At 40.9% G+C, this 23035-nt stretch carries 24 protein-coding genes and 1 rRNA gene; 8 read left to right on the forward strand and 17 right to left on the reverse strand.

Annotated elements, in window-relative coordinates:
* Window positions 1–110, reverse strand: a 16S ribosomal RNA gene (locus tag ES017_RS10900); the annotation flags it as partial.
* Between the two features lie 196 nt (window positions 111–306).
* Complete coding sequence (locus ES017_RS10905; RefSeq protein WP_021095984.1) at window positions 307–1179, reverse strand: nucleotidyltransferase-like protein; 873 nt, start codon at window positions 1177–1179, stop codon at window positions 307–309.
* A gap of 111 nt (window positions 1180–1290) precedes the next feature.
* Here ES017_RS10905 and ES017_RS10910 point away from each other — a divergent pair, with 111 nt between their 5' ends.
* Window positions 1291–1653 (forward strand): YgzB family protein, encoded by a 363-nt coding sequence (locus tag ES017_RS10910; RefSeq protein WP_009360872.1) that lies wholly within the window; start codon window positions 1291–1293, stop codon window positions 1651–1653.
* 23 nt (window positions 1654–1676) lie between these two features.
* Here ES017_RS10910 and perR read toward each other — a convergent pair whose 3' ends face one another.
* The 6 genes from perR to ES017_RS10940 form a co-directional block, all read right to left on the reverse strand.
* The gene (perR, locus tag ES017_RS10915) at window positions 1677–2120 is read right to left on the reverse strand and encodes a peroxide-responsive transcriptional repressor PerR (RefSeq protein ID WP_026011847.1); all 444 of its coding nucleotides are present in this window, start codon (window positions 2118–2120) and stop codon (window positions 1677–1679) included.
* Between the two features lie 183 nt (window positions 2121–2303).
* Window positions 2304–2765 carry a thioredoxin-dependent thiol peroxidase gene (bcp, locus tag ES017_RS10920; RefSeq protein WP_021095986.1) on the reverse strand — a complete coding sequence of 154 codons (462 nt, stop codon included), beginning with the start codon at window positions 2763–2765 and terminating at the stop codon, window positions 2304–2306.
* A 10-nt stretch (window positions 2766–2775) separates the two neighbouring features.
* Window positions 2776–3174, reverse strand: coding sequence for a potassium channel family protein (locus ES017_RS10925; protein ID WP_021095987.1), 399 nt, complete (start codon window positions 3172–3174; stop codon window positions 2776–2778).
* A 42-nt stretch (window positions 3175–3216) separates the two neighbouring features.
* Entirely contained in the window at window positions 3217–4002 is a 786-nt protein-coding gene (locus ES017_RS10930) for an ABC transporter permease (RefSeq protein WP_021095988.1), read from the reverse strand.
* 4 nt (window positions 4003–4006) lie between these two features.
* Window positions 4007–4798, reverse strand: a complete 792-nt coding sequence (locus ES017_RS10935; protein WP_021095989.1) for an ABC transporter permease — start codon at window positions 4796–4798, stop codon at window positions 4007–4009.
* Window positions 4791–5786, reverse strand: coding sequence for an ABC transporter ATP-binding protein (locus ES017_RS10940; protein WP_021095990.1), 996 nt, complete (start codon window positions 5784–5786; stop codon window positions 4791–4793). The genes ES017_RS10935 and ES017_RS10940 overlap by 8 nt, the downstream gene beginning before the upstream one ends.
* Before the next feature lie 133 nt (window positions 5787–5919).
* On the opposite strand from ES017_RS10940, the gene ES017_RS10945 reads away from it, so the two are divergent.
* From ES017_RS10945 to ES017_RS10955, 3 genes are all read left to right on the forward strand, one after another.
* A complete protein-coding gene (locus tag ES017_RS10945) occupies window positions 5920–7215 on the forward strand; it encodes a glutamate-1-semialdehyde 2,1-aminomutase (protein ID WP_021095991.1) in 1296 nt (431 codons plus the stop codon).
* A gap of 263 nt (window positions 7216–7478) precedes the next feature.
* Window positions 7479–11948: a glutamate synthase-related protein gene (locus ES017_RS10950; protein ID WP_021095992.1), complete on the forward strand. Its 4470-nt coding sequence runs from the start codon at window positions 7479–7481 to the stop codon at window positions 11946–11948.
* Window positions 11949–12086: 138 nt separating this feature from the next.
* Complete coding sequence (locus tag ES017_RS10955) at window positions 12087–13160, forward strand: FUSC family protein (protein WP_021095993.1); 1074 nt, start codon at window positions 12087–12089, stop codon at window positions 13158–13160.
* A gap of 31 nt (window positions 13161–13191) precedes the next feature.
* On the opposite strand, the gene nikC is transcribed toward ES017_RS10955, so the two are convergent.
* The 7 genes from nikC to ES017_RS10990 all read right to left on the reverse strand — a co-directional run bounded on the left by nikC (window position 13192) and on the right by ES017_RS10990 (window position 19755).
* Window positions 13192–14085, reverse strand: a complete 894-nt coding sequence (gene nikC / locus ES017_RS10960; protein WP_021095994.1) for a nickel transporter permease — start codon at window positions 14083–14085, stop codon at window positions 13192–13194.
* 15 nt (window positions 14086–14100) lie between these two features.
* Complete coding sequence (locus ES017_RS10965; protein ID WP_009360861.1) at window positions 14101–15105, reverse strand: ABC transporter permease; 1005 nt, start codon at window positions 15103–15105, stop codon at window positions 14101–14103.
* A gap of 65 nt (window positions 15106–15170) precedes the next feature.
* Entirely contained in the window at window positions 15171–16775 is a 1605-nt protein-coding gene (locus tag ES017_RS10970; RefSeq protein ID WP_021095995.1) for an ABC transporter substrate-binding protein, read from the reverse strand.
* A 48-nt stretch (window positions 16776–16823) separates the two neighbouring features.
* Window positions 16824–17792 carry an ABC transporter ATP-binding protein gene (locus ES017_RS10975; RefSeq protein WP_021095763.1) on the reverse strand — a complete coding sequence of 323 codons (969 nt, stop codon included), beginning with the start codon at window positions 17790–17792 and terminating at the stop codon, window positions 16824–16826.
* On the reverse strand, window positions 17767–18780 hold the full coding sequence (locus ES017_RS10980; RefSeq protein WP_171335069.1) for an ABC transporter ATP-binding protein: 1014 nt from the start codon (window positions 18778–18780) through the stop codon (window positions 17767–17769). Before ES017_RS10980 ends, ES017_RS10975 begins: the two co-directional genes overlap by 26 nt.
* A gap of 192 nt (window positions 18781–18972) precedes the next feature.
* Complete coding sequence (gene ntdP, locus ES017_RS10985; protein WP_021095761.1) at window positions 18973–19503, reverse strand: nucleoside tri-diphosphate phosphatase; 531 nt, start codon at window positions 19501–19503, stop codon at window positions 18973–18975.
* Between the two features lie 99 nt (window positions 19504–19602).
* Window positions 19603–19755 (reverse strand): gamma-type small acid-soluble spore protein, encoded by a 153-nt coding sequence (locus ES017_RS10990; protein WP_021095760.1) that lies wholly within the window; start codon window positions 19753–19755, stop codon window positions 19603–19605.
* 100 nt (window positions 19756–19855) lie between these two features.
* Here ES017_RS10990 and ES017_RS10995 point away from each other — a divergent pair, with 100 nt between their 5' ends.
* Entirely contained in the window at window positions 19856–20080 is a 225-nt protein-coding gene (locus tag ES017_RS10995) for a hypothetical protein (protein WP_021095759.1), read from the forward strand.
* Window positions 20081–20092: 12 nt separating this feature from the next.
* Here the strand turns inward: ES017_RS10995 and mutY are convergent, their stop codons facing one another.
* Window positions 20093–21181 (reverse strand): A/G-specific adenine glycosylase, encoded by a 1089-nt coding sequence (mutY, locus tag ES017_RS11000; protein WP_035063560.1) that lies wholly within the window; start codon window positions 21179–21181, stop codon window positions 20093–20095.
* 55 nt (window positions 21182–21236) lie between these two features.
* Here mutY and ES017_RS11005 point away from each other — a divergent pair, with 55 nt between their 5' ends.
* The 3 genes from ES017_RS11005 (at window position 21237) to ES017_RS11015 (ending at window position 22639) form a co-directional block, all read left to right on the forward strand.
* Window positions 21237–22214 (forward strand): metal-dependent hydrolase, encoded by a 978-nt coding sequence (locus ES017_RS11005; RefSeq protein WP_021095757.1) that lies wholly within the window; start codon window positions 21237–21239, stop codon window positions 22212–22214.
* A gap of 91 nt (window positions 22215–22305) precedes the next feature.
* On the forward strand, window positions 22306–22473 hold the full coding sequence (locus ES017_RS11010; RefSeq protein ID WP_035063558.1) for a small, acid-soluble spore protein K: 168 nt from the start codon (window positions 22306–22308) through the stop codon (window positions 22471–22473).
* Between the two features lies 1 nt (window position 22474).
* Window positions 22475–22639 carry a YpzG family protein gene (locus ES017_RS11015; protein WP_006322047.1) on the forward strand — a complete coding sequence of 55 codons (165 nt, stop codon included), beginning with the start codon at window positions 22475–22477 and terminating at the stop codon, window positions 22637–22639.
* Window positions 22640–22663: 24 nt separating this feature from the next.
* Here ES017_RS11015 and ES017_RS11020 read toward each other — a convergent pair whose 3' ends face one another.
* Complete coding sequence (locus ES017_RS11020) at window positions 22664–22984, reverse strand: YfhH family protein (protein WP_021095756.1); 321 nt, start codon at window positions 22982–22984, stop codon at window positions 22664–22666.
* Between the last annotated feature and the right edge of the window lie 51 nt (window positions 22985–23035).

Here is a 23035-nt window from a genome sequence, read left to right on the forward strand (position 1 = left end):
CCGTCCGCCGCTAACGATTCAAAAGCAAGCTTTTGAATCGTCCGCTCGACTTGCATGTATTAGGCACGCCGCCAGCGTTCGTCCTGAGCCAGGATCAAACTCTCCATAGAAAAGTTATCCTTAGCTTCTGTACGCTTTTCGCTTCGTTCAGTTTTCAAGGAACATCTCGTCGCTTTTGAAGCGACTTTCTTATAGTATCACATCATAAACTTGATGTCAACAACCTTTATTTTTAACCGCCGCTACATCTCAGCAGCGACGATTAAAAATATATCACGAACATTTTTAAACGTCAACACCTTTTCTTTATTTTTTTTCAACCATGTAGTGTCTATGAAACACTCCTTGCCCTTTCGTTGCAATTTTTTCAACGGAAAGTATATGTTTTTCAACTAGAAATTCAAGCAAAATAGCTAAATCAACCCCGTATACCGCCAACTCTTGTTCATCGAGCAACTCCGCCATAGACCATGACGTTTTCTTTTTTTGAAGCACGTGTATCAAGTGACTTGCCCCTTGTTTCAACTTCGAATGGATAAAAAAATCGCTTGCTAAAAATAGCAATTGCAATCGTTTATCAAGCGGTTCTTCACTTCCAACTAACTCAGCATATAGTTTATGAATTTGTGGTTCAATATGTTTCACCTGGTTCCATACGGTTACTTCGGGATAAAAACCATTTTCGATAATAGACAGACGGGCTAAGTGATGAAGTGCATGTAATACGTGATTGTACGCATCAAGCCATTGATCTTTTTCAAAAAAACTTCGTCCTTCTATATAGCGACGTACTAACTTAGCAAATTCTATTCCCATCTTTACTTTTCTTTCGTCTACTGGAAACTGCAATAGACGTTGCCGCCACTGCTCGATATATTCATTCCGATCAAATAAAACTTTCCCATTCAGCAACCAATTCATCACTTTTCGATTTGAACCGAACAACACCCATTCTTTCACTTGACGTTCATCTACAATGTGCAAAGACGCGCTTTTTTCCTCAAACGCATAATGTTTAATAAAAATCGGTTCTCTCCCTTCCCGAACGATAACAAATAAAACGACATCAAACAAATCCGTCTCCGGAGAGTAATCCGACCCTTTTTCAATCATTAAAATTCCAAGCGTTTGTGGATGACTTGCTCGCTCTTGGTAAATCGGACGCAACACATCTTCCATAAACCGATTCCTCCACTTTTCAACATTGTTTGACCGTATTCGACAATTTTAAAAAAACTCCTGCTTATTATTCAAAACTTATGATATAGTTATGCCTAGGAGGAGATATATGTGGGTGTGAAATATTCGAGCAAGATCAACAAAATTCGTACGTTTGCGTTAAGTTTAATTTTTATCGGATTTTTCGTGATGTATGCGGGTATATTTTTCCGCACATCGCCTATTGTTATGACATTATTTATGATTTTAGGTTTGTTGTTTATTATCGCAAGTACAGTTGTCTATTTTTGGATTGGAATGTTGTCAACAAAAACGGTACAAGTTGTCTGTCCTTCATGCAATAAAGTAACAAAAATGTTAGGACGGGTCGATGTATGTATGTACTGCAACGAGCCACTTACACTCGATCCAACACTTGAAGGAAAAGAATTTGATGAAAAATATAATCGAAAAACAAGAAACAAAAAAAGCTGATAGCCGCGTCGCTACCAGCTTTTTTAATGATGTCCTTTTTGACAGTCTGGACACGTTCCGTAAATCTCCATCCGATGATGACTAACTTTAAATCCCGTCACATGCGCCGCTAAATCTTCGACTTCATCTAAGCCTGGGTAATGAAAATCGACAATTTTTCCACACGTTTCGCAAATCACATGATAATGATGTGTCGTAACAAAATCAAAACGACTTGACGCATCCCCGTACGTTAGTTCTTTGACAAGACCGACTTCTTTAAACACACGCAAATTGTTATACACAGTTGCGACACTCATATTTGGAAATTTTCCTTCCAAAGCTTTATAAATTTCATCCGCTGTTGGATGGGACATGGACTGAATCAAATATTCGAGTATCGCATGACGTTGCGGTGTAATACGGACGCCGGTTTCTTTCAACGTGTGAAGCGCTTCTTTTAATTGATGTGCGTGCGTCACCGTCATGCACCTCACTTTCATTTATAAAAATTATAATTATTACTTTATAATTTTTATAAATAGTGTACAAAAAAATGAAACTGTTTGTCAATTGTATTTTTAGGTAAGAAAAAAGGCGACCCTTTAAGGAATCGCCGCATACATATTTGAGGAGGTGTGTGCTCTACTATATCGTACGCAACGATCCTTTTATTTGTTTGAGCCAACCGCCTCTTTTAAAGCGTTCAACACTTCTTCGACATGCCCATTTACTTTTACTTTTCTCCACTCTTTCACGATTTGACCGTTTGGATCGATTAAAAACGTCGAACGCTCAATCCCCATATACTCTTTCCCGAAATTTTTCTTTAACTTCCATACGTCATACGCCTTTGCTACGTCTTGTTTTTCATCAGCAAGAAGTAAAAACGGCAAGCGATGTTTTTCAATAAATTTTTTATGCCGAACAATTGAATCAGGGCTAATACCGATTACAACCGCTCCAAGTTCCTCAAATACTTCATGATGATCGCGAAACTCGCAAGCCTCTGTCGTACATCCTGGCGTCATATCTTTTGGATAAAAATATAATACGACATACTTCCCATGAAATTGCGACAACGTCACGTTTTCTCCGTTGCTTGCTGGCAATGTAAAATCAGGTGCTTTCATATTTCTCCTCCTACCTTCTTTCTACATCCATCACTGTTCGAACAACAAAAGCGGCAGGTAGCGCATAGCCGAGCAACGCTTCGACCATCGCAATCCACCGACCGATTCCAATCGGCACAACATCCCCATAGCCGACCGAAAGCAAAGTGACTGCACTAAAATATAAACTTGTTTCGACATATTGCAAAAAGTTAGAAGCCTCTATATTCTTCCCATTTTCCATCATCACAACATGTCCATTTATATGCAAAATCGTATATACAAGCGCAAAGCCAATCATCGTCGTTGAATACACAAATAAAATGGCAATAAAGTTTTTTATCGAAATGACAGAACGCTTCGTCTGCCAAAAGGAAAAAAAACTCATACATATGATAAATGCAATAATCCCAATCCATATATACGTCACAACATCCCCTCCTGTCCTCATATATACGAGAGGATGTTTAATTTAATTCCCGGCACCACGATAACGTTTGACACCCGCATTCCATAACAGCACCGACAATGTAAAACAAACAATTCCCATCACCGGCGTCAAAAACGAGTACGTATACCATTCCGTTTTACGCAAAAAATACGCTGACGGATATACACCAACAAACGCAAACGGCAAAACCCATGTTAAAACGTAGCGAATAACGCGATTGTAAATATCGACAGGGTATCTTCCGTAGTTTCCTATATTATACATCATCGGCATAATCGAACTGCGCGCATCAGACCAAAAACTAATGCTTGCTAATGAAATAAAAATGCCCGCGTAAACGAACGTCCCTCCTAAAACGAACAACACAAATAAAATGACATCATACCAATGAAACGATAAATGTAATCTTGATACGGCATACCCCATAACAATTAAACCAGTAATTCCTCCGAGGAGCGACTCTAACTCCATTCGTTCAAGCACAATTTGGAACAAACTATGCACAGGACGGGTTAATACACGGTCCATTTCCCCACGCACAATATATCTTTCGTTAAAATCCCAAATATTAAAAAACGCAGCAAACAAAGAAAAAGGAACTAAAAAGAAGCCGTAGATGAAAATAATTTCATCGCGCGTCCATCCGTTTAATAATTGCGTATGTCCAAATACAACAAGGATAAAAATTAAATTCACACCTTGAAACATTAAATCAGACAAAAACTCAACGAGCAAATCGGTACGATATTGCAGCTTTGTTTTTACATATTGACTCATATATTGAAAAAAAATCGATATATAAAACATATGTTCACCCCCCTTGAATGATGAGTTTTCGTTTGGCTGCTTTCCATAATACGTAAATCGGCACAATTAATACGACGCACCAAACCGCTTGAAACATCATTCCTTTAATCACAGCATCCCCTGTAAAGCTTTCCGTAAAAATCATACTTGGAATGTAACTAATCGCTTGAAACGGCAAATAGTGCATGATATGTTGTGCCCACTCGGGATAAAAACTAATTGGCAAAATAAGCCCTGAAAATAAATCAATAACAAATCGTTTGGCGCGAAGCAATCCTTCCCCATTTAACGTAAAAAACGTGACCATCCCAGCTATTAAATTGAGCTGAGAGTTAATAATAAAACTAAGCATTGTCGACAAAGCAAAATATCCCCACGTATGAACATTCGTTGTAAATTGAAGCGAAAAAACGAATGTGACGATAATCATTCCGGGAAGTGAGAAGAAAAGTAATCTGAAAATCCCTTCCCCAAGCCCTTGCATCGTTTTCATAATTAAATAGTTGTACGGACGAATAAGTTCAATCGCCACTTTTCCTTCGCGAATTTCCATCGCAATTTCACGATCAATGTTATTAAAATAAAACGCTCTTGCCATCCAAGCGATCGCGACATATGTCGTCATTTGTTCAACTGTCATTCCTTGAATAGACGGTTGCCCTCCATAAATGGCGGACCATAAAAAATAATACGCGCCAATATTAATACTATAAATAAAAATACCGCTATAATAATTCGTGCGATAAGCTAACATCATTAAAAAACGCATACGAATCATTTCAATGTATTTACCCATGATGAATCCCTTCTTCATAAATGTTGCGAATAATTTCTTCCGTCGATACTTCACGAATGTGAATATCTTTTAATTCATAGGAAGAAACGACTTTTCCAATAACATGTGCCATATCCGTTGCACGAACATGCGCAATCCAACTATATCGATCTTCCCCTTGTTCCCACGTCGCATCAACAAGTAGCATAAGCTCTTCTTTTGGGACGATATCGCGAAATTGAAAATGAATTTGCTTTCCTTCTCCCCAATTTTGCTTTAAACGTTGCAATGATCCATCGTAAATGATTTTTCCTTCGTCAAGCATAATGACGCGTTCACAAAGCGCTTCAATATCTGTCATATCGTGCGTCGTTAATAAAATCGTCGTGTTGTATTTTTCATTAATTTCTTTTAAAAATTGACGAATTTTTAACTTTACAAGCACATCTAAACCGATCGTCGGCTCATCTAAAAATAAAAGTGGCGGATTATGAATGAGCGCAGCTGCTAATTCACAGCGCATTCGCTGACCGAGCGATAACTTGCGCACAGGCTTATCAAGCAACGGACCAATATCTAACGTTTCAATCACGTGATCCATATGCTCGTTATAATCTTGATCAGAGACACGATATACTTTTTTCAACAATCGAAACGACTCTTGCACGGCGATATCCCACCATAATTGTGATCGTTGCCCAAACACAACGCCGATCGTCTGCACGAAACGTTCCCGCTCTTTATGCGGATTCATTCCATTTACAACGACTCGTCCAGATGTCGGCGTTAAAATTCCTGTTAACATTTTTATTGTCGTCGATTTACCTGCCCCATTTTCTCCAATGTAGCCAACCATTTCCCCTTGTTTAACAGTAAACGAAATATCGTCCACAGCTCGAATTATTTTATAGTTTCTCGTAAACAAATCACGAAACGCCCCAGCTAAACCGGAGCGGCTAGAGTATGACTTAAATTCCTTACGTAGTTTTTCTACTTCAATCGCATACATGTTCCTCACCTCTCATGAAATCACTATTTAATAGTGTAACGAAAATGTTTAAACTCAACAAATGGTGTGCTCAAATAAATGTGATAAAATAAACACCGTGAAACAATTTTTACATAAAAGGAGGAGGCTTCGCGTGAATTTTACGAAGTCTGAACAATTACACCAAGAAGCGCTTGAGCATATCGTCGGCGGTGTCAACAGCCCTTCCCGTTCATATAAAGCTGTTGGAGGCGGTGCACCCGTCGTGATGGAAAGAGCGCAAGGGGCATACTTTTGGGATGTAGACGGCAATAAATATATTGATTATTTAGCAGCGTACGGTCCTATTATTACCGGACATGCTCATCCACACATTACAAAAGCTATTCAACAGGCGGCTGAAAACGGCGTTTTATATGGGACGCCAACACCGTATGAAATTACGTTCGCGAAAATGTTAAAAGAAGCGATTCCTTCTCTCGAGAAAGTACGTTTCGTCAACTCAGGAACAGAAGCTGTCATGACGACAATTCGTGTCGCTCGCGCTTACACAGGTCGCGATAAAATTGTAAAATTTGCAGGTTGCTATCACGGACATTCCGATCTCGTTCTTGTTGCAGCTGGTTCTGGCCCATCTACATTAGGAACACCTGACTCAGCGGGCGTACCAAAAAGCATCGCTCAAGAAGTCATTACTGTTCCTTTTAATGACGTAGATGCTTTTAAACAAGCGATGGATCGTTGGGGAAGCGAAGTAGCTGCCGTTCTCGTTGAACCAATTGTCGGTAACTTCGGGATCGTCGAACCGAAACCAGGCTTTTTACAAGCGATAAACGACATCGCCCATGCAGCTGGCGCACTTGTCATTTATGATGAAGTGATCACCGCTTTCCGTTTTATGTATGGCGGTGCTCAAAACTTGCTTGGGATCGAGCCAGACTTAACGGCACTCGGAAAAATTATCGGCGGTGGTTTACCAATCGGTGCATACGGCGGTAGAAAAGACATTATGGAACAAGTAGCTCCGCTTGGCCCAGCTTACCAAGCAGGAACGATGGCGGGAAATCCTGCGTCCATTTTAGCAGGTATTGCTTGTTTAGAAGTATTACAACAAGAAGGCGTGTACGAACATCTCGATCACCTCGGTGCGATGTTAGAGGCTGGCATTTTAACACATGCGAAAACATACGATATTCCTATTACGATTAACCGCCTAAAAGGAGCGCTCACTGTATACTTCACGACAGAAAAAGTAGAAAACTATGAACAAGCGGAACGGACAGATGGAGAGATGTTCGCAAAATTTTTCAAACTTATGCTTCATCAAGGCATTAATCTCGCCCCTTCGAAATATGAAGCATGGTTTATTACATTAGCCCACACAGAAGAAGATATTGAATATACAATCGAAGCGGTAGGACGCGCATTTAAATCCTTAAAAAATGAATAAATATACAATCGTAACGAGGGAGGAAATCCATTCCTACCTCGTTTTTTATGTTCAAAAACAATGTAAACGCTTACATCATTCGTGAACGTTTTGTTACATGAACTGAATATTATATCCAAAAATATGAATAAATAATTGATTTTCTTTTGCAAACATGCTAATATAGACTATAAAATTCAGAAAATTTTATTTCTTAAAAAAGTTTTGTGTGGGAGGTGGCGAAGGCGAGAAGCGAGCAATAAGCCGCTTACAAGCCGCATGCTATGAAACAACGGTGGAATCCAACTTCATTTCAACATTTTTATGAACACGAACACGATGCGTGTGGAATTGTCGCTGCGGTTGAAAAACGACGCATTCCGACAAAGGAAAACATTACAACATGTATTAACGCCCTCGTCACAATGAATCATCGCGCCGGATTTATCAATGGTGAAGGAGATGGCGTCGGTATTCATATTGACATTCCGAAAGCGCTTTGGAAAGAAAAATTTGCTGCTGCCCATCTTGATCCTCAACTCGTCGACCGCGACGATTTTATTGTTGGCCATATATTTATTACGCGAACAACGAATGTCGAAGAGAAAAAAGCACGTATGCGTCAATTGTTTGCTCAATTTCATCTCACTCTCATTTTTGAATCCGATCGCGTGACCTCTTCTTCAGCGCTCGGTCCAATCGCTTTACGCGAGGAGCCTGTATTTTGGCAAGTAGCCCTTTTACCAAACAAAAACGAAACGTTATCTAAAACATTATTTGAATTAACGGTTGAAATCGAGAAAGATGAACATATTCATGTCGCTTCTCTTAGCAACCATCACGCCATTTACAAAGTGATGGGGGCTGGAGATATTTTACCAAAATATTATCACGACTTAGCGAGCCCGCTTGTCGCATCTACGATGACGCTTGGCCATAATCGCTATTCAACAAATACACTATCAAACTTTTTCCGTGTACAACCGTTTAGCGTCTTAGGTCATAACGGTGAAATTAACACGATTGCCAAACTACGTGAAGAGGCAACAATGATCGGTGTTCCATTGACAAACGGCGGAAGCGATTCGCAAGACTTGAGCCGAACGATGGAAACGCTTATTTATCGTGATGGCTATACGTTATTTGAAGCAATGGACTTTTTATTCCCGCCAATTGTAAACGAAATAAAAAACTATCCAGCACATTTACAAGATTTATATACTTACATTCGCGAAGCTTGGGGACATTTCGCCCAAGGACCTGCAGGCATCATTTCTCGCCATGCAGATGAAGCAGTATTTAGCGTCGATGCGCTCGGGTTGCGTCCGCTTTGGAAAATTGAAACAGAACACCGTTACGTATTTGCATCTGAGCCAGGCATTATTCCTGTGTGCGAATATACAGGGGAACCAAAACCGCTCGCACCGGGAGAAAAAATCGGATTAAAATGGCAAGCGGATGGAACAATTCGTGTGTATGAATACGCAGATTATCAACAAGAAGTATACAATCGTATTCGAAATCGTTTAAATATCGAGAATATGCGCCAACGTCTCCAAACGCCAACGTTAAAAACATACGTACTTATGGCTCAACCAACAAAAGTGCATAACGGACAATACGCTGCATTTGGTTGGGACCGCGAACATATTCAATTGCTCGAACAAATGGCAGAAAAAGGAGCAGAACCTATTCGCTCGCTCGGACACGATGCTCCGCTTGCAGCGATCGATCCTGAGCGAAAAAATATTGCTGATTTTATAAAAGAAAGTGTGGCTGTTGTAACAAACCCTGCCATTGACCGCGACCGCGAAACAGAACATTTTTCTACACGCGTTGTCGTTGGAAAACGACCAAGTATCGTCTCAAATGAGGAACATCCTTACACCGTTGAGCTTCTTTCACCTATTTTAATTGAGGGAAAACTCGGAAATGAATGTGCAGAAACGTTACAGCAACCATCGTACGATCAACTCGTTCATACATTTGAAGAAAAACAATTGACGTACTTTATATCAGCTACGTCTTTTGAACATGAAACGATTCCAATGGCGCTCGCCCGTTTAAGCGAAGAAGCATGTGCAGCTGCGGCAAACGGAAAAACGTTGCTTGTCATTGACGATGCAAAAGCGCATCAAAATGGTCATTTATGGATCGATCCACTTCTTGTTATATCGGCCATCGATCAAGCGTTAACAAAAGCGCAATTGCGAAGAAACTGTTCGCTTCTTCTTCGTTCTGGAGCGATTCGTTCGTTGCATGATTTCATCGTTGCATACGGACTTGGCGCAAACGTCATTAGCCCATATTTAATGTTTGCGACAGTGGCTGATTCGTCCACTCGACCAGCGATTCATTTGTTCCAAGCGTTAAATAAAGGGCTTGAAAAAGTCATTTCAACGATTGGTATTCATGAATTACGCGGATACAGCCGTCTCTTTTCATCGATCGGCTTGCATGAAGAAGTCGCAGCTGTATTAAATATTGTTAACTTTTTTGGTTCTGATTCGCTTGCCCAAAATTTTGAAGCATTAAAACAAGACGCCATCGCACGCGCAAACGATTTTGAAACAGAACAAGCAAAGTTGCGCAAAACGTTTCACGTCTTCCCACGCATTTGGAAAGCGATTGGTGAGGTGGCACAAACAGGCTCATACGATCAATATCGCGAAAAATTGACGGAAATCGAAACAGAAACGCCAACAGCTATTCGTCATTTAACAGATTTAAAACAGGCCGATGTGCCAGCTAAAAAAGAACATGTGGACATTTCTGTCGGTGAACATAGCTTACCTTTTGTGATCGCTTCGATGTCATTTGGTTCGCAAAACGAAATTGCGTTTCGCGCTTATGCCGAAGCGGCGAACCGTCTGAACATGATTAGCTTAAACGGTGAGGGTGGCGAAATTAAAGATATGCTCGGCAAATATCCGCGCACGCGCGGGCAACAAGTCGCTTCTGGACGATTTGGCGTCAATGCTGAACTGCTGAACTCATCGAATTTACTAGAAATTAAAATCGGGCAAGGAGCAAAACCGGGTGAAGGTGGTCATTTGCCAGGTTCGAAAGTGACAGCTAAAATCGCTGAAGCACGGAACGCAACGATCGGCTCTGATTTAATTTCACCGTCAAACAACCATGACATTTACTCGATTGAAGACTTAGCGCAAATGATTGCTGAATTAAAAACAGCAAACGACCAAGCAAAAGTCGCTGTCAAAGTACCAGTCGTCCCTAATATTGGAACGATTGCTGTCGGCATCGCAAAAGCTGGTGCGGACATTATTACGCTAAGCGGCTTCGACGGTGGAACAGGAGCTGCGCGCATTCATGCCATTCAACACGTTGGCTTACCTGTAGAAATTGGCGTGAAAGCGGCGCACAACGCGCTTTTAGAAGCCGGATTGCGCCACCAAGTTGAAATTTGGGCAGATGGCGGCATAAAAAGCGCGATGGACGTGATCAAAGTGATGCTTCTCGGCGCCAACCGCGTTGGCTTCGGCACATTAGCGATGATTGCGATCGGATGTACAACATGTCGCGGTTGTCATTTAGATACATGCCATGTCGGAATCGCCACGCAAATTGAATCGGAAGCACAAGCGAAAGAACATGGTTTACGCCGTTTCGTTCCGAGACAATTCGAGCAAGCGGTACAAAACTTAGTTCGTTTCTTTACAGCATTTGGAGAGGAACTAAAAGCGCTCACCGCCTCGCTCGGCTATACGAACTTACAACAGCTTGTCGGTCGCTCTGATTTGCTTGAACAAACGCGCGGACGTGATCGGATGAATTTAACAACGTTATTAAAACCGTTAGAAATCGGTCAATGGTATCAAAAAGAAGTCGCGGCGACATCGGAAGAAGGAAAACTGGCCGTTGCAGCTGGAGCTGAATATTTAGATTATCACGTTGAAGACTTACACCGTTCACGCGAATTTTCAACTGTCACAGCTGAACAACGCGTACTCGGCAGCCGCGTCGCATGCCATCGTGTGCGTGGTCGATTGGACGGATCGTATAAAAAGCTGCCAAACATATCCCTTCGTTATAAAGATGGATCTGTACCTGGCAATGGACTCGGTGCATATAACGTCGCTGGCATTCATATTCATGTTGACGGTGGAGCGCAAGACGGAACTGGAAAGACAACGTTTGGCGGAGGTATTTTCGTCTTTAAAGCGAAAGGAAAAGACGGAAAGTTTTACAACGGATCAGTCGGAAAAGGATTTGGCTACGGAGCACAAAAAGGATTGCTAATCGTACAAGGAAACGCTGACGCACGCGCAGGCATTCGCTTATCAGGAGCGGATATGATTATCGGTGGTCAAGTGACAAAACCAATTCCTGAAGTTGAACACGGCAATATCGGTGTTCACGCTAACATTAAAGGATTTGCCTTTGAATATATGACAAACGGACGCGGGCTCGTTCTCGGCGACCCAGGTCCATGGATTTGTGCAGGAATGACAGGCGGTGTCGTTTATTTACGTCACCAACCAGAAATGGGCTTAACGAAAGCCGCCCTCGAACGCCGAATCGCCAAAGGCGCAAACGTCGCGATTCAGCCGCTAAACGAAAAAGGAAAAGCGGACGTCAAAGAACTACTTCGCACATATATTGATTTACTTATCGAACATGAACAGCATGAAGAAGCAGCAACACTTCAACCGTTGTTGGAACAACCAGAGCAACACTTTTTCCAAGTCATTCCGAAAAAAGAACAAGCCGATCCATCCGTATCGACAGAATAAACGTCAAAAAGAACTGCCTCAAAAAAATGGGGCAGTTCTTTTAATTTTTTTCCTTTTATCTTGATATACTGATGAAAAACATGTATATTTGTTTGTTGTTCTAACAAGATGATGAAAAAGAAAGGAATTTGAGCGACGATGAGACTTGGAGCCCGCGTCTTTAAAACCGGGATTGCGATTACGTTTGCATTAGTTTTAGCGAAACTGTTGCAGTTGCCTTCTCCTGTGTTTGCTGGTATTTCAGCAGTATTTGCCATGCAGCCAACGATTTACCGTTCATACTTATCTTTAATTGAACAAGTGCAAGCAAATGTCATTGGTGCAGTTTTCGCGATCGTTTTTACGCTTGTTTTCGGGCACGACCCATTTATTATTGGGCTAACCGCCATTTTAGTCATTGCGTTATTTCTTCGTCTTCGTTTAGAATCTTCTATTTCTGTTGCGCTTGTGACAGTTATTGCAATTATGGAATATACCGAAGAACACTTTATTGAATTTGCGCTTATTCGCTTTTCAACCATTATGCTAGGCGTGTTCGCAGCATTTATCGTTAATTTAGTGTTTCTACCGCCAAAATACGAAAAGAAGCTGTATACTAAAATTGTGGAATATACCGAACATATTTTAAAATGGATTCGCATGAATGTACGACACGCGTCTGAACATCATTTATTAAAAGAAGACATCGAAAAATTTAAAGAAAACATGATGAAACTAGACCAACTTTATTTGCTTTACAAAGAAGAACGGACATATTTTCGCAAGCATAAATATAGCAAATCGCGTAAACTTGTGTTATATCGCCAAATGATTGTCGCAACAAATCGAGCGCTAGAAACATTAAAATTGTTGCATCGTTTAGAAAACGAGCTAGCACATACATCTGCTGAACTTCAAGACGCCATAAAAAACGAACTCGACTGTTTGTTAAATTATCACGATCAAATATTGCTAAAGTTCATTGGGAAGGTAAAGTCTGATCCACAATCACAATTCGTTACAGAAGCATGCTCTGGAAAAAAAGGATTAATCCACTCGTTTTTAAACCATTATGCTGAGCAAAGCATTAAGCAAGAAAATTATCAACTATTTCCACTTATCGGAGCAATTATTGAGTATAGCCATCAGCTTGAACATTTAGACACGCTGATCGAAAGCTTCCATCATTACCATAAAGAAGAGCACGTCGTCCCTACCCCAGAGCAAGAATAAAAGATGTCCCGACATACAAACGGGACATCTTTTAGCTTTTCATACGCGGATCAAGCGCATCGCGCAATCCATCCCCCATTAAGTTAAATCCTAATACTGTTAACATGATTGCCAATCCCGGAAAAATCATCGTCCATGGTGCTTGCGTTAAATATGCTTTTGAATCCGCTAGCATTTTCCCCCATTCCGGGTTTGGTGGCTGTGCTCCTAACCCAAGAAATCCGAGGGCTGCCGCTTCAATAATAGCCGTTGCAATCGCAAGCGTGCCTTGAACAATAATAGGCGCCATACTATTCGGCAAAATGTGGTGGAATAAAATGCGCGCATCACTCATGCCAATTGCTTTCGCCGCTGTAATATACTCTTCCTGTTTAATGCTTAATACACGCGAACGAATGAGACGCCCGAAGTTCGGAATGTTAATGACCGCGATCGCAATGAGCGCATTTTTCAATGACGGTCCTAAAACCGCCACAATTCCAATCGCTAATAAAATGCTCGGAAATGCGAGCATAATGTCAAATACGCGCGAAATCACCGCATCAACCCATCGTCCATAGTATCCTGCGATAATTCCAAGTAAAGAGCCGATTACAACCGAACCTAACACAGAAAAAAATCCGACCCATAACGAAATGCGTGCCCCATAAACAACACGAGAAAAAATGTCTCGTCCAAAATCATCTGTTCCAAATATATGATCTTTCGATGGTGCTTGCAAACGCATGGATAGTTGTTGGTCATTCATATCGTACGGAGCGATAAATGGTGCGAAAATGGCAAGCAAAATGAAAAATAGCACAATGCCACTTCCGATGAGCGCCATTTTATTTTTTCGAAAGCGAATCCATCCTTCTTTCCATAACGATGTTGCTTTTTCTTCTTGCTGTACAACATTTCCCTCGTTTCGTGCCAGCTCAGCCAATGCGCTCCCCTCCTTTTAGTTATATTTAATTCGCGGATCAATTGCAGCATATAGAAGGTCAACAATTAAATTAATAAAAATAAAAATCATCGCAACAATTAAAATGCCTGATTGAATGACAGGATAATCACGATAGCCAATCGCTTCATAAATGTACCGACCAATTCCCGGCCAACTAAAAATCGTTTCCGTTAAAATCGCCCCGCCAAGTAACAACCCCATTTGTAAACCGATGACCGTCAATACAGGAATGATCGCATTTTTTAACGAATGCTTGTACACAACCCAAAACATGCTTAATCCTTTCGCACGTGCCGTACGAATATAATCCGACTTCATCACTTCAAGCATGCTTGAACGAGTCATACGAGCAATAATAGCCATTGGAATTGTCGCTAAAGCGACACTTGGAAGCACTAAGTGTTGCAATGTTTGAAAAAACTGATCTGTATTTCCTTGAATCAACGTATCAATGACATATAAATGGGTGATCGGTTCAATTGGATTTCGTACATCTTCTCGTCCAGATGTCGGGAACCAATCTAAGTTAATCGCAAAAATCCATTGTTCCATCAACCCGAGCCAAAAAATAGGCATCGAAACCCCAATCAGCGCTAAAACCATCGCAACATAATCAAACCAAGAGTTTTGAAACCATGCGCTAATAATACCTGCATTGACACCAATCACCACAGCAATGAACATCGCTGCAAGCGATAGTTCTAATGTCGCCGCTAAATATGGCCAAATTTCTTGTGAAACCGCAACCCCCGTGCGAATGGATTCCCCTAAATCCCCTTTTAATAATCCGCCAAGATATTTCATGTATTGAATGTACCACGGTTGGTCTAATCCGAGTTTATGCGTTAACGCCTCTACCGCTTCTTTCGTCGCCTTTTGTCCTAAAATGACTTGCGCAGGATTTCCCGGAATGGCACGAATCATAAAAAACACGACGAGCGACATGCCAAGCAAAACAGGAATGACCGTTAAAATGCGTTTGACCGTATATGAAAACATACGTTTCACTCCTTTCTGACATGATGGAAAGGGAGAGGATTCCCTCCCCTCCCTCAACACAAATGTTATTTAAACTGTACTTTTGTAAATTTATCCGTTCCTGTCGGATGCGGATTAAATCCATCAATGTTTGCCTTACCTGCTAATAACGGTGTTGAGTGTACGAGCGGAATCCATGGTGCGTCTTCTTTAATAATTTCTTGTGCTTTCTTGTACAATTCGTTTCGTTTGTTTTCATCGCTAACTGTTTGTGCTTCGATTAAAATGTTGTGTAACTCATCGTTTGCATAGTACGTGTAGTTGTTGCTGCCAATGCTATCTTTATCAAGCAACGCATATAAGAAGTTGTCTGCATCACCGTTATCGCCCGTCCAACCGAGCAAGAAGGCGTCTGCTTCTCCTTTTGCCACTTTATCTAAGTATGTCGCCCATTCATACGTAACGATTTTTGCTTTTACGCCAATTTTCGCAAAGCTTGCTTGTAACGCTTCGGCTACTTTTTGTCCGTCTGGCATGTATGGACGTGGAACAGGCATCGCCCATAATTCCATTTCAAAGCCGTTTGGATAACCAGCTTCCGCAAGTAATTGTTTTGCTTTTTCTAAATCATACGGATAGTCTTGAATCGCGTCGTTGTAGCCAGGAATGCTTGGCGGTAATGGGTTTTTCGCCGGTTGTGCTTGACCTGCATAAAACGCATCAATAATCGCTTGTTTATCTACCGCATGATTCAACGCTTGACGAACGAGTTTATTGCCTAATGGACCGCGTGTAACAGTTAATCCGACATAACCGACGTTCATCGAAGGACGTTTAAACACTTGGAAATCTTTATTTCCTTCTACTTGAGCTAAATCAGAAGGATTCAAATCTTCCATAATATCAATCTCGCCTTTTAACAACGCATTGAGGCGTGCAGAGTTGTCTGGAATCGATACGAAAATTAACTTATCAAGTTTCGGATGACCTTCTAACCAATATTCCTTGTTTTTCTCAAGCACGATGCGCTCATTGCGCTTCCACTCTTTAAAGACAAATGGACCTGTTCCAACAGGATTTTCACCGAATTTGTCGCCATATTTTTTAATTGCTTCAGGGCTAGCGATCGCAAACGGTACCATCGCAAGATTTTTTAAGAATGGCGCTTGCGGACGTTTTAAAACGAACTGCACCGTATGTTCATCTAACGCTTTTACTTCTTTAATGACATGCCCTTCATCATTTTTGTATCCACCAAACATTGAGCCATAATAAGGGAACGTATCTGCATTCCCGTTTGCCCAACGTTCAAAGTTAAATACAACAGCTTCTGCGTTAAAATCTGTTCCGTCATGGAATTTTACACCTTCACGAAGCTTGAACGTGTACGTTAAGCCGTCGTCAGAAATTGTCCATTCTTCCGCTAATGCTGGTTGAATCGTTGTATCACCATCGTTATAGTCTAGAAGTGTGTCAAAAATGTTTTTTGTTACTTTAAACGATTCACCATCTGTCACTGTTGCTGGATCTAACCCAACAGAGTCACCGCCGCGTCCATAGACGAGCGTCGTTGGCTTTTCGGCTTCTTCCGTTTTGCCTCCACCTGTTTGTTCCGACTTGCCGCAACCTGCAAGCGCAGTCGCTGCTACAAGAAGAAACGTAAGCATGGTTAATAACCATTTTTTCTTCATTTCTTTTCCCCCTTAGTGAATAATATATATTTCATCACCTAGCCATCTTTATGTATAAAGATGGCAGGCGACGTAATGCCCATTTCCAACTTCTTTCCATTCTGGTTTTGTCGTTTTACAAATATCCATACATGCTTGACATCGTGTATGAAAAGCGCAACCTGTTGGTGGATTTGATGGACTCGGTAAATCCCCGGTAAGCAGTTGCTTTTCTTTTTTATATTCCGGATCTGGAATCGGAACAGCTTCAAGCAACGCTTTTGTGTATGGATGTTTCGGATGGCGATATAGCTCTTCGCTGCTAGCGAGTTCAACCATTCGTCCTAAATACATGACGCCAACACGATCGCTAATATGACGCACGACACCAAGGTCGTGAGCGATAAAAATATATGTCAAACCAAACTCTTTTTGTAAATCTTCTAGTAAGTTGAGCACTTGTGCCTGAATAGACACATCTAGTGCTGAAACGGGCTCATCCGCGATAATGAGCTTCGGTTTCGTCATCAATGCGCGAGCGATACCGATACGTTGTCGTTGTCCTCCGCTAAATTGATGCGGATAACGTTTCGCATGATAGCTACTTAATCCAACAACTTCCAACATCTCCCGCACCTTTTTTCGTCGCTCTTCCTTTGACCCAATTCCATGGACGATCAGCGGTTCTTCTAAAATTTTTTCTACTGTATGGCGCGGATTAAGCGATGCAAACGGGTCTTGAAAAATCATTTGCATATCGCGACGCACTTTTCTTAATTGTTGGGGCGATAGTTTTGTCACTTCTTCCTTTTCAAATAAAATAGATCCTTCCGTTGGCTCAATAAGCCGCATAAGCATACGCCCCGTCGTCGATTTTCCGCAGCCGCTCTCCCCGACAATACCTAGCGTTTCTCCTCTGTAAACAACGAACGATAAATCATCGACCGCTTTCACTTGACCAATTTGTTTATTAAATAAACCTGCCGTAATGGGAAAATATTTTTTTAACCCTTTAACTTGTAGTAACGGTTCGTTCATGGATGACGTTTTCCTCCTTTGTATACAAAAAACAACGCGCGCGATGGCCTTGTTCTACTTCGTATAAATCAGGATTTTGGGAAAAGCACCGCTCAAATGCTTGCTCGCATCTTGCCGCAAAACGACAACCTTGTTTAATCGAGCCCGGCTTCGGTACGCTTCCTGGAATAGAATATAAACGTGCTTTTCTTTCCCGAATATCTGGAACAGAACGAATAAGTCCAATCGTATATGGATGTTTTGGATTTCGAAAAATCGTTTGAACATCCCCTTCTTCAATGATTTTTCCCGCATACATAACAACGACGCGATGACACATTTCAGCGACGACTCCTAAATCGTGTGTGATCATCATAATCGCTGTGCCGAATTGTTCGTTTAACTGTTTCATCAAATGTAAAATTTGTGCCTGAATCGTCACGTCTAAAGCAGTCGTTGGCTCGTCTGCAATTAATAAAGATGGATTGCATACCATCGCCATCGCAATCATCACGCGCTGCCGCATGCCTCCTGATAGCTGATGCGGATATTCATCAATGATCTCCTCAGCACGAGGCAAACCGACAAGTTTAAGCATATCAATGGCTCGCTTTCGCGCTTCTAGTTTGCTTATTTTTTCATGAATACGAATCGCTTCAATCATTTGGTTACCGATCGTAAAAAGCGGATTTAACGACGTCATCGGCTCTTGGAAAATCATCGCCATTTCATTCCCACGTATTTCTTTCATCCGTTTTTCCGATGCTAGCACAATATTTTCATGTTTAAACCATATTTCGCCATCTGTAATTTTTCCGATTCCTTTTGGCAACAATCCCATAATAGAGAGCGATGTAACACTTTTTCCACAGCCCGATTCACCGACAACACCTAAAATTTCGCCTTTATTTATGTAAAAGTCTACGCCATCAACCGCAGGAACTTCTCCTTCGTCTGTGAAAAAGCATGTTTTTAAGCTTTTTACTCGTAAAATCGCTTCATCTCCCACGGAAGCCACTCCTTCTATATACAGAAAATTTATATTTTTAAAATAACTTTTATGTTACGTTTCAAATTATTACACGAATATTAAAAAAATACAATAAAAAAATTCAAAAAATTTAATCATTGTTTATAAAAAATAAAAAACAACGGCCATTAGTAAGTAACCGTTGTTTTTTTGTTCATGTATGTATCATTTTCACTTTCTACACATAATAAACTTTTTATACCAATGTTCAACTACTTCAGGGGCAAATGGCCCCTTTTTCTCTTTAATCCATTGAATTAATTTTTGAACATTATTTTTTAAAACTTTATCAATAATTTCAGGGTAGTTCATTTGTTCGCGATGACGCTCATATTCATCGTGATCTAATATGTCGTATTGACCGTTCGGAAATACTTTAATATCTAAGTCATAATCGATGTATTTTAACGCTTCCCCATCCCAAACGTAAGGCGAGCTAATGTTGCAATAGTAATATACTCCTTCAGCGCGAATCATCGCAATAATGTTAAACCAATGTTTTGCATAAAAAAAACAAATGGCCGGCTCACGCGTCACCCACGTTCTCCCATCCGCCTCTGTCACAAGTGTACGATCGTTGCCGCCAATCACTTCTTCTTCGCTTCCTTTTAGCACAACAGTTTCTTTCCATGCACGATGGATATGCCCGTCATGTTTATAACTATGAATTTGAATGATCGCCCCTGTTTGTGGATACTCCATACACATTCCCTACTTTCATTCGACGCTTTTTCCTCTATTATACCGTTAATAAGCAATGAAGAAAAAGAGCATCGGACGAAAACCGATGCCCTTTGCCTGTTATTGATTTTTCTTCGCTTCTGCTTTTGCGTTTTGTTGTTTCACATGTTGAACATCTGTTTCAGTTGAAAACTCTGTTCCGTACTGACCAGCATTTTGCTGTTTCACATGTTGAATGTTTGTTCCTGCAACTGTTTTGTTTGGCTTCATCATTCTCACCTCCACGCTCATTACTTTGTACTATCCGTTTAAAAAATATCCGTATGAATAATTTTTTGTTTCACTTTCTACACTACATAAAGAGGTGAGAACGATGTATATTGGACGCGATTTAACAGCCTTGCAAATGATTCCTAAACAGCAGTGGAAAGATAGCGAGTTAGCGTTTTTTCATCATGCTCTTCAACAAGTCACTCCGTATTTAAACGCGGAGGGACAAACAATGCATCGTGAAATTGTGGAAGAAATTGAAGCAAGAGGCGGTTTACAGCGAAACGAAGCGACATATACGAACGGAACGCGCGTATTTTACGAGTAAAGGCAGTTGCCTTTACTCGTACGCTTGCCATATTTTTTGATATATAACCGGGAACGCATATTGCTTAAGTTCATCGATCGTCACCCATTTATTCGTTTCATCTCCCATTTGTAATTCAAGCGCGTTCCCTTTATATGCTTCAATATGCCATACAACATGGGAAAAGACGTGCTCAAATGAACCGATTCGCTCCATCGAACGAATGACGACATGATATCGTTCACTTATTTCTTTTACAAAGGATTCATCGTTTCGTGTTGGAGCATGTTCATCATTTGGGAATTGCCATAAATTCGCCAATAATCCACGAGGCGGGCGTTTTTGAATGAGTATATTTCCCTTTTCATTCATAAGCACAATGGCACGAAAAGAAACACGTTTCGGGGCTTTCCCTTTTGTTTTTACAGGTAGCTCTGTTTCTACCCCTTCTGCAAACGCACGGCAATGACGCTGAACAGGACATAGAAAGCAACTCGGGTTTTTCGGCGTGCAAACGAGTGCACCAAGTTCCATTAACGCTTGATTAAAATCAGACGGATTGTCGTGTGAAATAATATGGGAAACAATGTTTTCAAACTTTTTTCTTGTACTTCCTTTCGCAATATCGTCTGTTATATAAAAAATGCGCGACAATACTCGCATGACATTTCCATCTACCGCTGGTTCCGGAATGCCATAAGCGATGCTTAACACCGCCCCTGTTGTATAAGGCCCAACCCCTTTTAATGAAGAAAACTGTTCTTTGGACGCAGGTACACACCCTCCGTACTTTTCTTTCACTTCTTTTACCGCTTCATGCAAATGACGAATACGCGAGTAATAGCCGAGCCCTTCCCACGCCTTCAACACTTCTTCTTCCTCTGCTTCAGCTAAGGAGTCTAAAGTCGGGAACTTTTCGATAAAATGATAAAAGTAAGGGATGACTGTATCGACTCGCGTTTGTTGAAGCATCACTTCAGATACCCATATTTTGTAAGGGTCTTTATCTTTTCGCCACGGTAAATCGCGTTGCTCTGTTTGAAACCAATGAATTAAATCATGTTGAAACTGCTTAATATGAAAATGAGCCAATATTTGTTGTACATTTTCTTTCACGTTCATTCCTCCAAGGTGGTAAACTAAAAGTAAGTCCAATCAGAAAAAGGAGGCCTTTTATTTGGATACAGGTACACACGTTTTAATGGGGTTTGCATTAGGTGGATTAGCTACGTTCGATCCAGCGATCGCTAACGATCCGACGCTTGCGCATGCCGTGCTGATCGGCACGCTCGTTGGGTCACAAGCACCTGATATTGACACCGTTTTTAAATTAAAAAATAACGCGAAATATATTCGCAATCATCGTGGCATGACGCATTCGATCCCCGCTTTGTTCATTTGGACGTTGCTCATTAGCGTCACTCTCTTTTATATATATGACACGTCTTTTTTTCATGTAGCCCTTTGGACATTTATCGCCGTCAGTGTACACGTGTTTGTCGATATTTTTAATTCATATGGCACACAAGCGTTACGTCCGTTTTCAAAAAAATGGGTTGCGCTCGGTATCATTAACACGTTCGATCCGTTTATTTTTATCGTCCACTTAGCTGGTATTGTCTTATGGCTAAACGGACATCATGCGGGGTACACGTTTCTAGCTGTATATGTCGTGCTCATTGGTTACTATATCATTCGTTTTCGCCAACAACAAGCAATAAAACGCAAGTTGAAACAAATGTTTCCGGATGTTGAACAAGTCATTACCGTTCCGACAATAAAATGGAACGAATGGCATTTAGCTGTGACGACATCAAACCATTTTTACGTTGCGCGCGCACAAAACGGGACAATTGATGTACTTGACATATTCGAAAAATGTCCGATTCCAGACATCCCAATCATTGAAAAAGCAAAACAAGATGAAAATTTAGCTGCATTTTTATCGTTTTCCCCTGTATATCGTTGGGAAATTCATGAATATAACGATCATTATGAAGTGCGTTTCATCGACTTGCGTTACCGAAGCAAAAATTATTATCCGTTTGTGGCAGTCGTCCAACTCGATCTCGACCTAAATATTGTTAGCTCATATACAGGATGGATTTTTAGCGAAAAGAAATTGCGTAAAAAATTAGAACTTATTCCAAGCTAAAGCAACCTTGCTCGTTCATAAATAGACGTTTATTAACGAATACTATACGTGTGCTCAAAAAGCACGAAATGAACGGCTGGGGGGACTAACATTGAGCAATAAAGAACGAGGCTTTCCAAATCAAAACAATGAAAAATTAGAAGGCGAGCCACGCGCAAAAGCAGAGTACGCATCAAAACGTGCGAACGGCACGATTAATACGCACCCTCAAGAACGAATGCACGCGTCCGATAAACGGGGCGACATCGAGGAGGAATAAAATGGGTAAACATTGGCGTAAAAAATTTTATGATAACCGCTATTCCGATCCGTTCCCACAACCATGGGCAAACCCGAAACACGCTCATGCCCAAGTAAATGGCGAAACACAACAATCACAAAGTTTAATGATTTTACATTCCGAAGTAAGTAAAAGGAAAATTTAATGAAAAAAGAGGTTGGCGGACGTGTCAACCTCTTTTCTTTAGCAATGAAATGGGCAACGCCACTTCGGTGTTCGGATCATTCAAACGATACCCCCATGCGAATACGCCATTTATATATTGAAGTTTAAATAACGACTGCGGATCTCCTTCAATTTCGTAAAATTCTCCCGGTAGAAAGTCATCGGGATTTAATAAGTATGCTTTAGCCATGGCAATTTTCCGCTCATACACAGCGTATTCGTTTACCATTCCCATTTGTTCTGCTTTTCGTGCTTTTTCAGTTAATGTGGCAATCTCTTGTTTTAATTCCCATTCGCTCATTTCACTATACCGTTTTTGGTCCATTCTCCCCACTCCACTTTATGACAACTTCATTTTCATCGTATCATAAAGTGA

This window comes from Anoxybacillus sp. EFIL, assembly GCF_013096955.1.
Classification (GTDB): Bacteria; Bacillota; Bacilli; order Bacillales; family Anoxybacillaceae; genus Anoxybacillus; species Anoxybacillus ayderensis.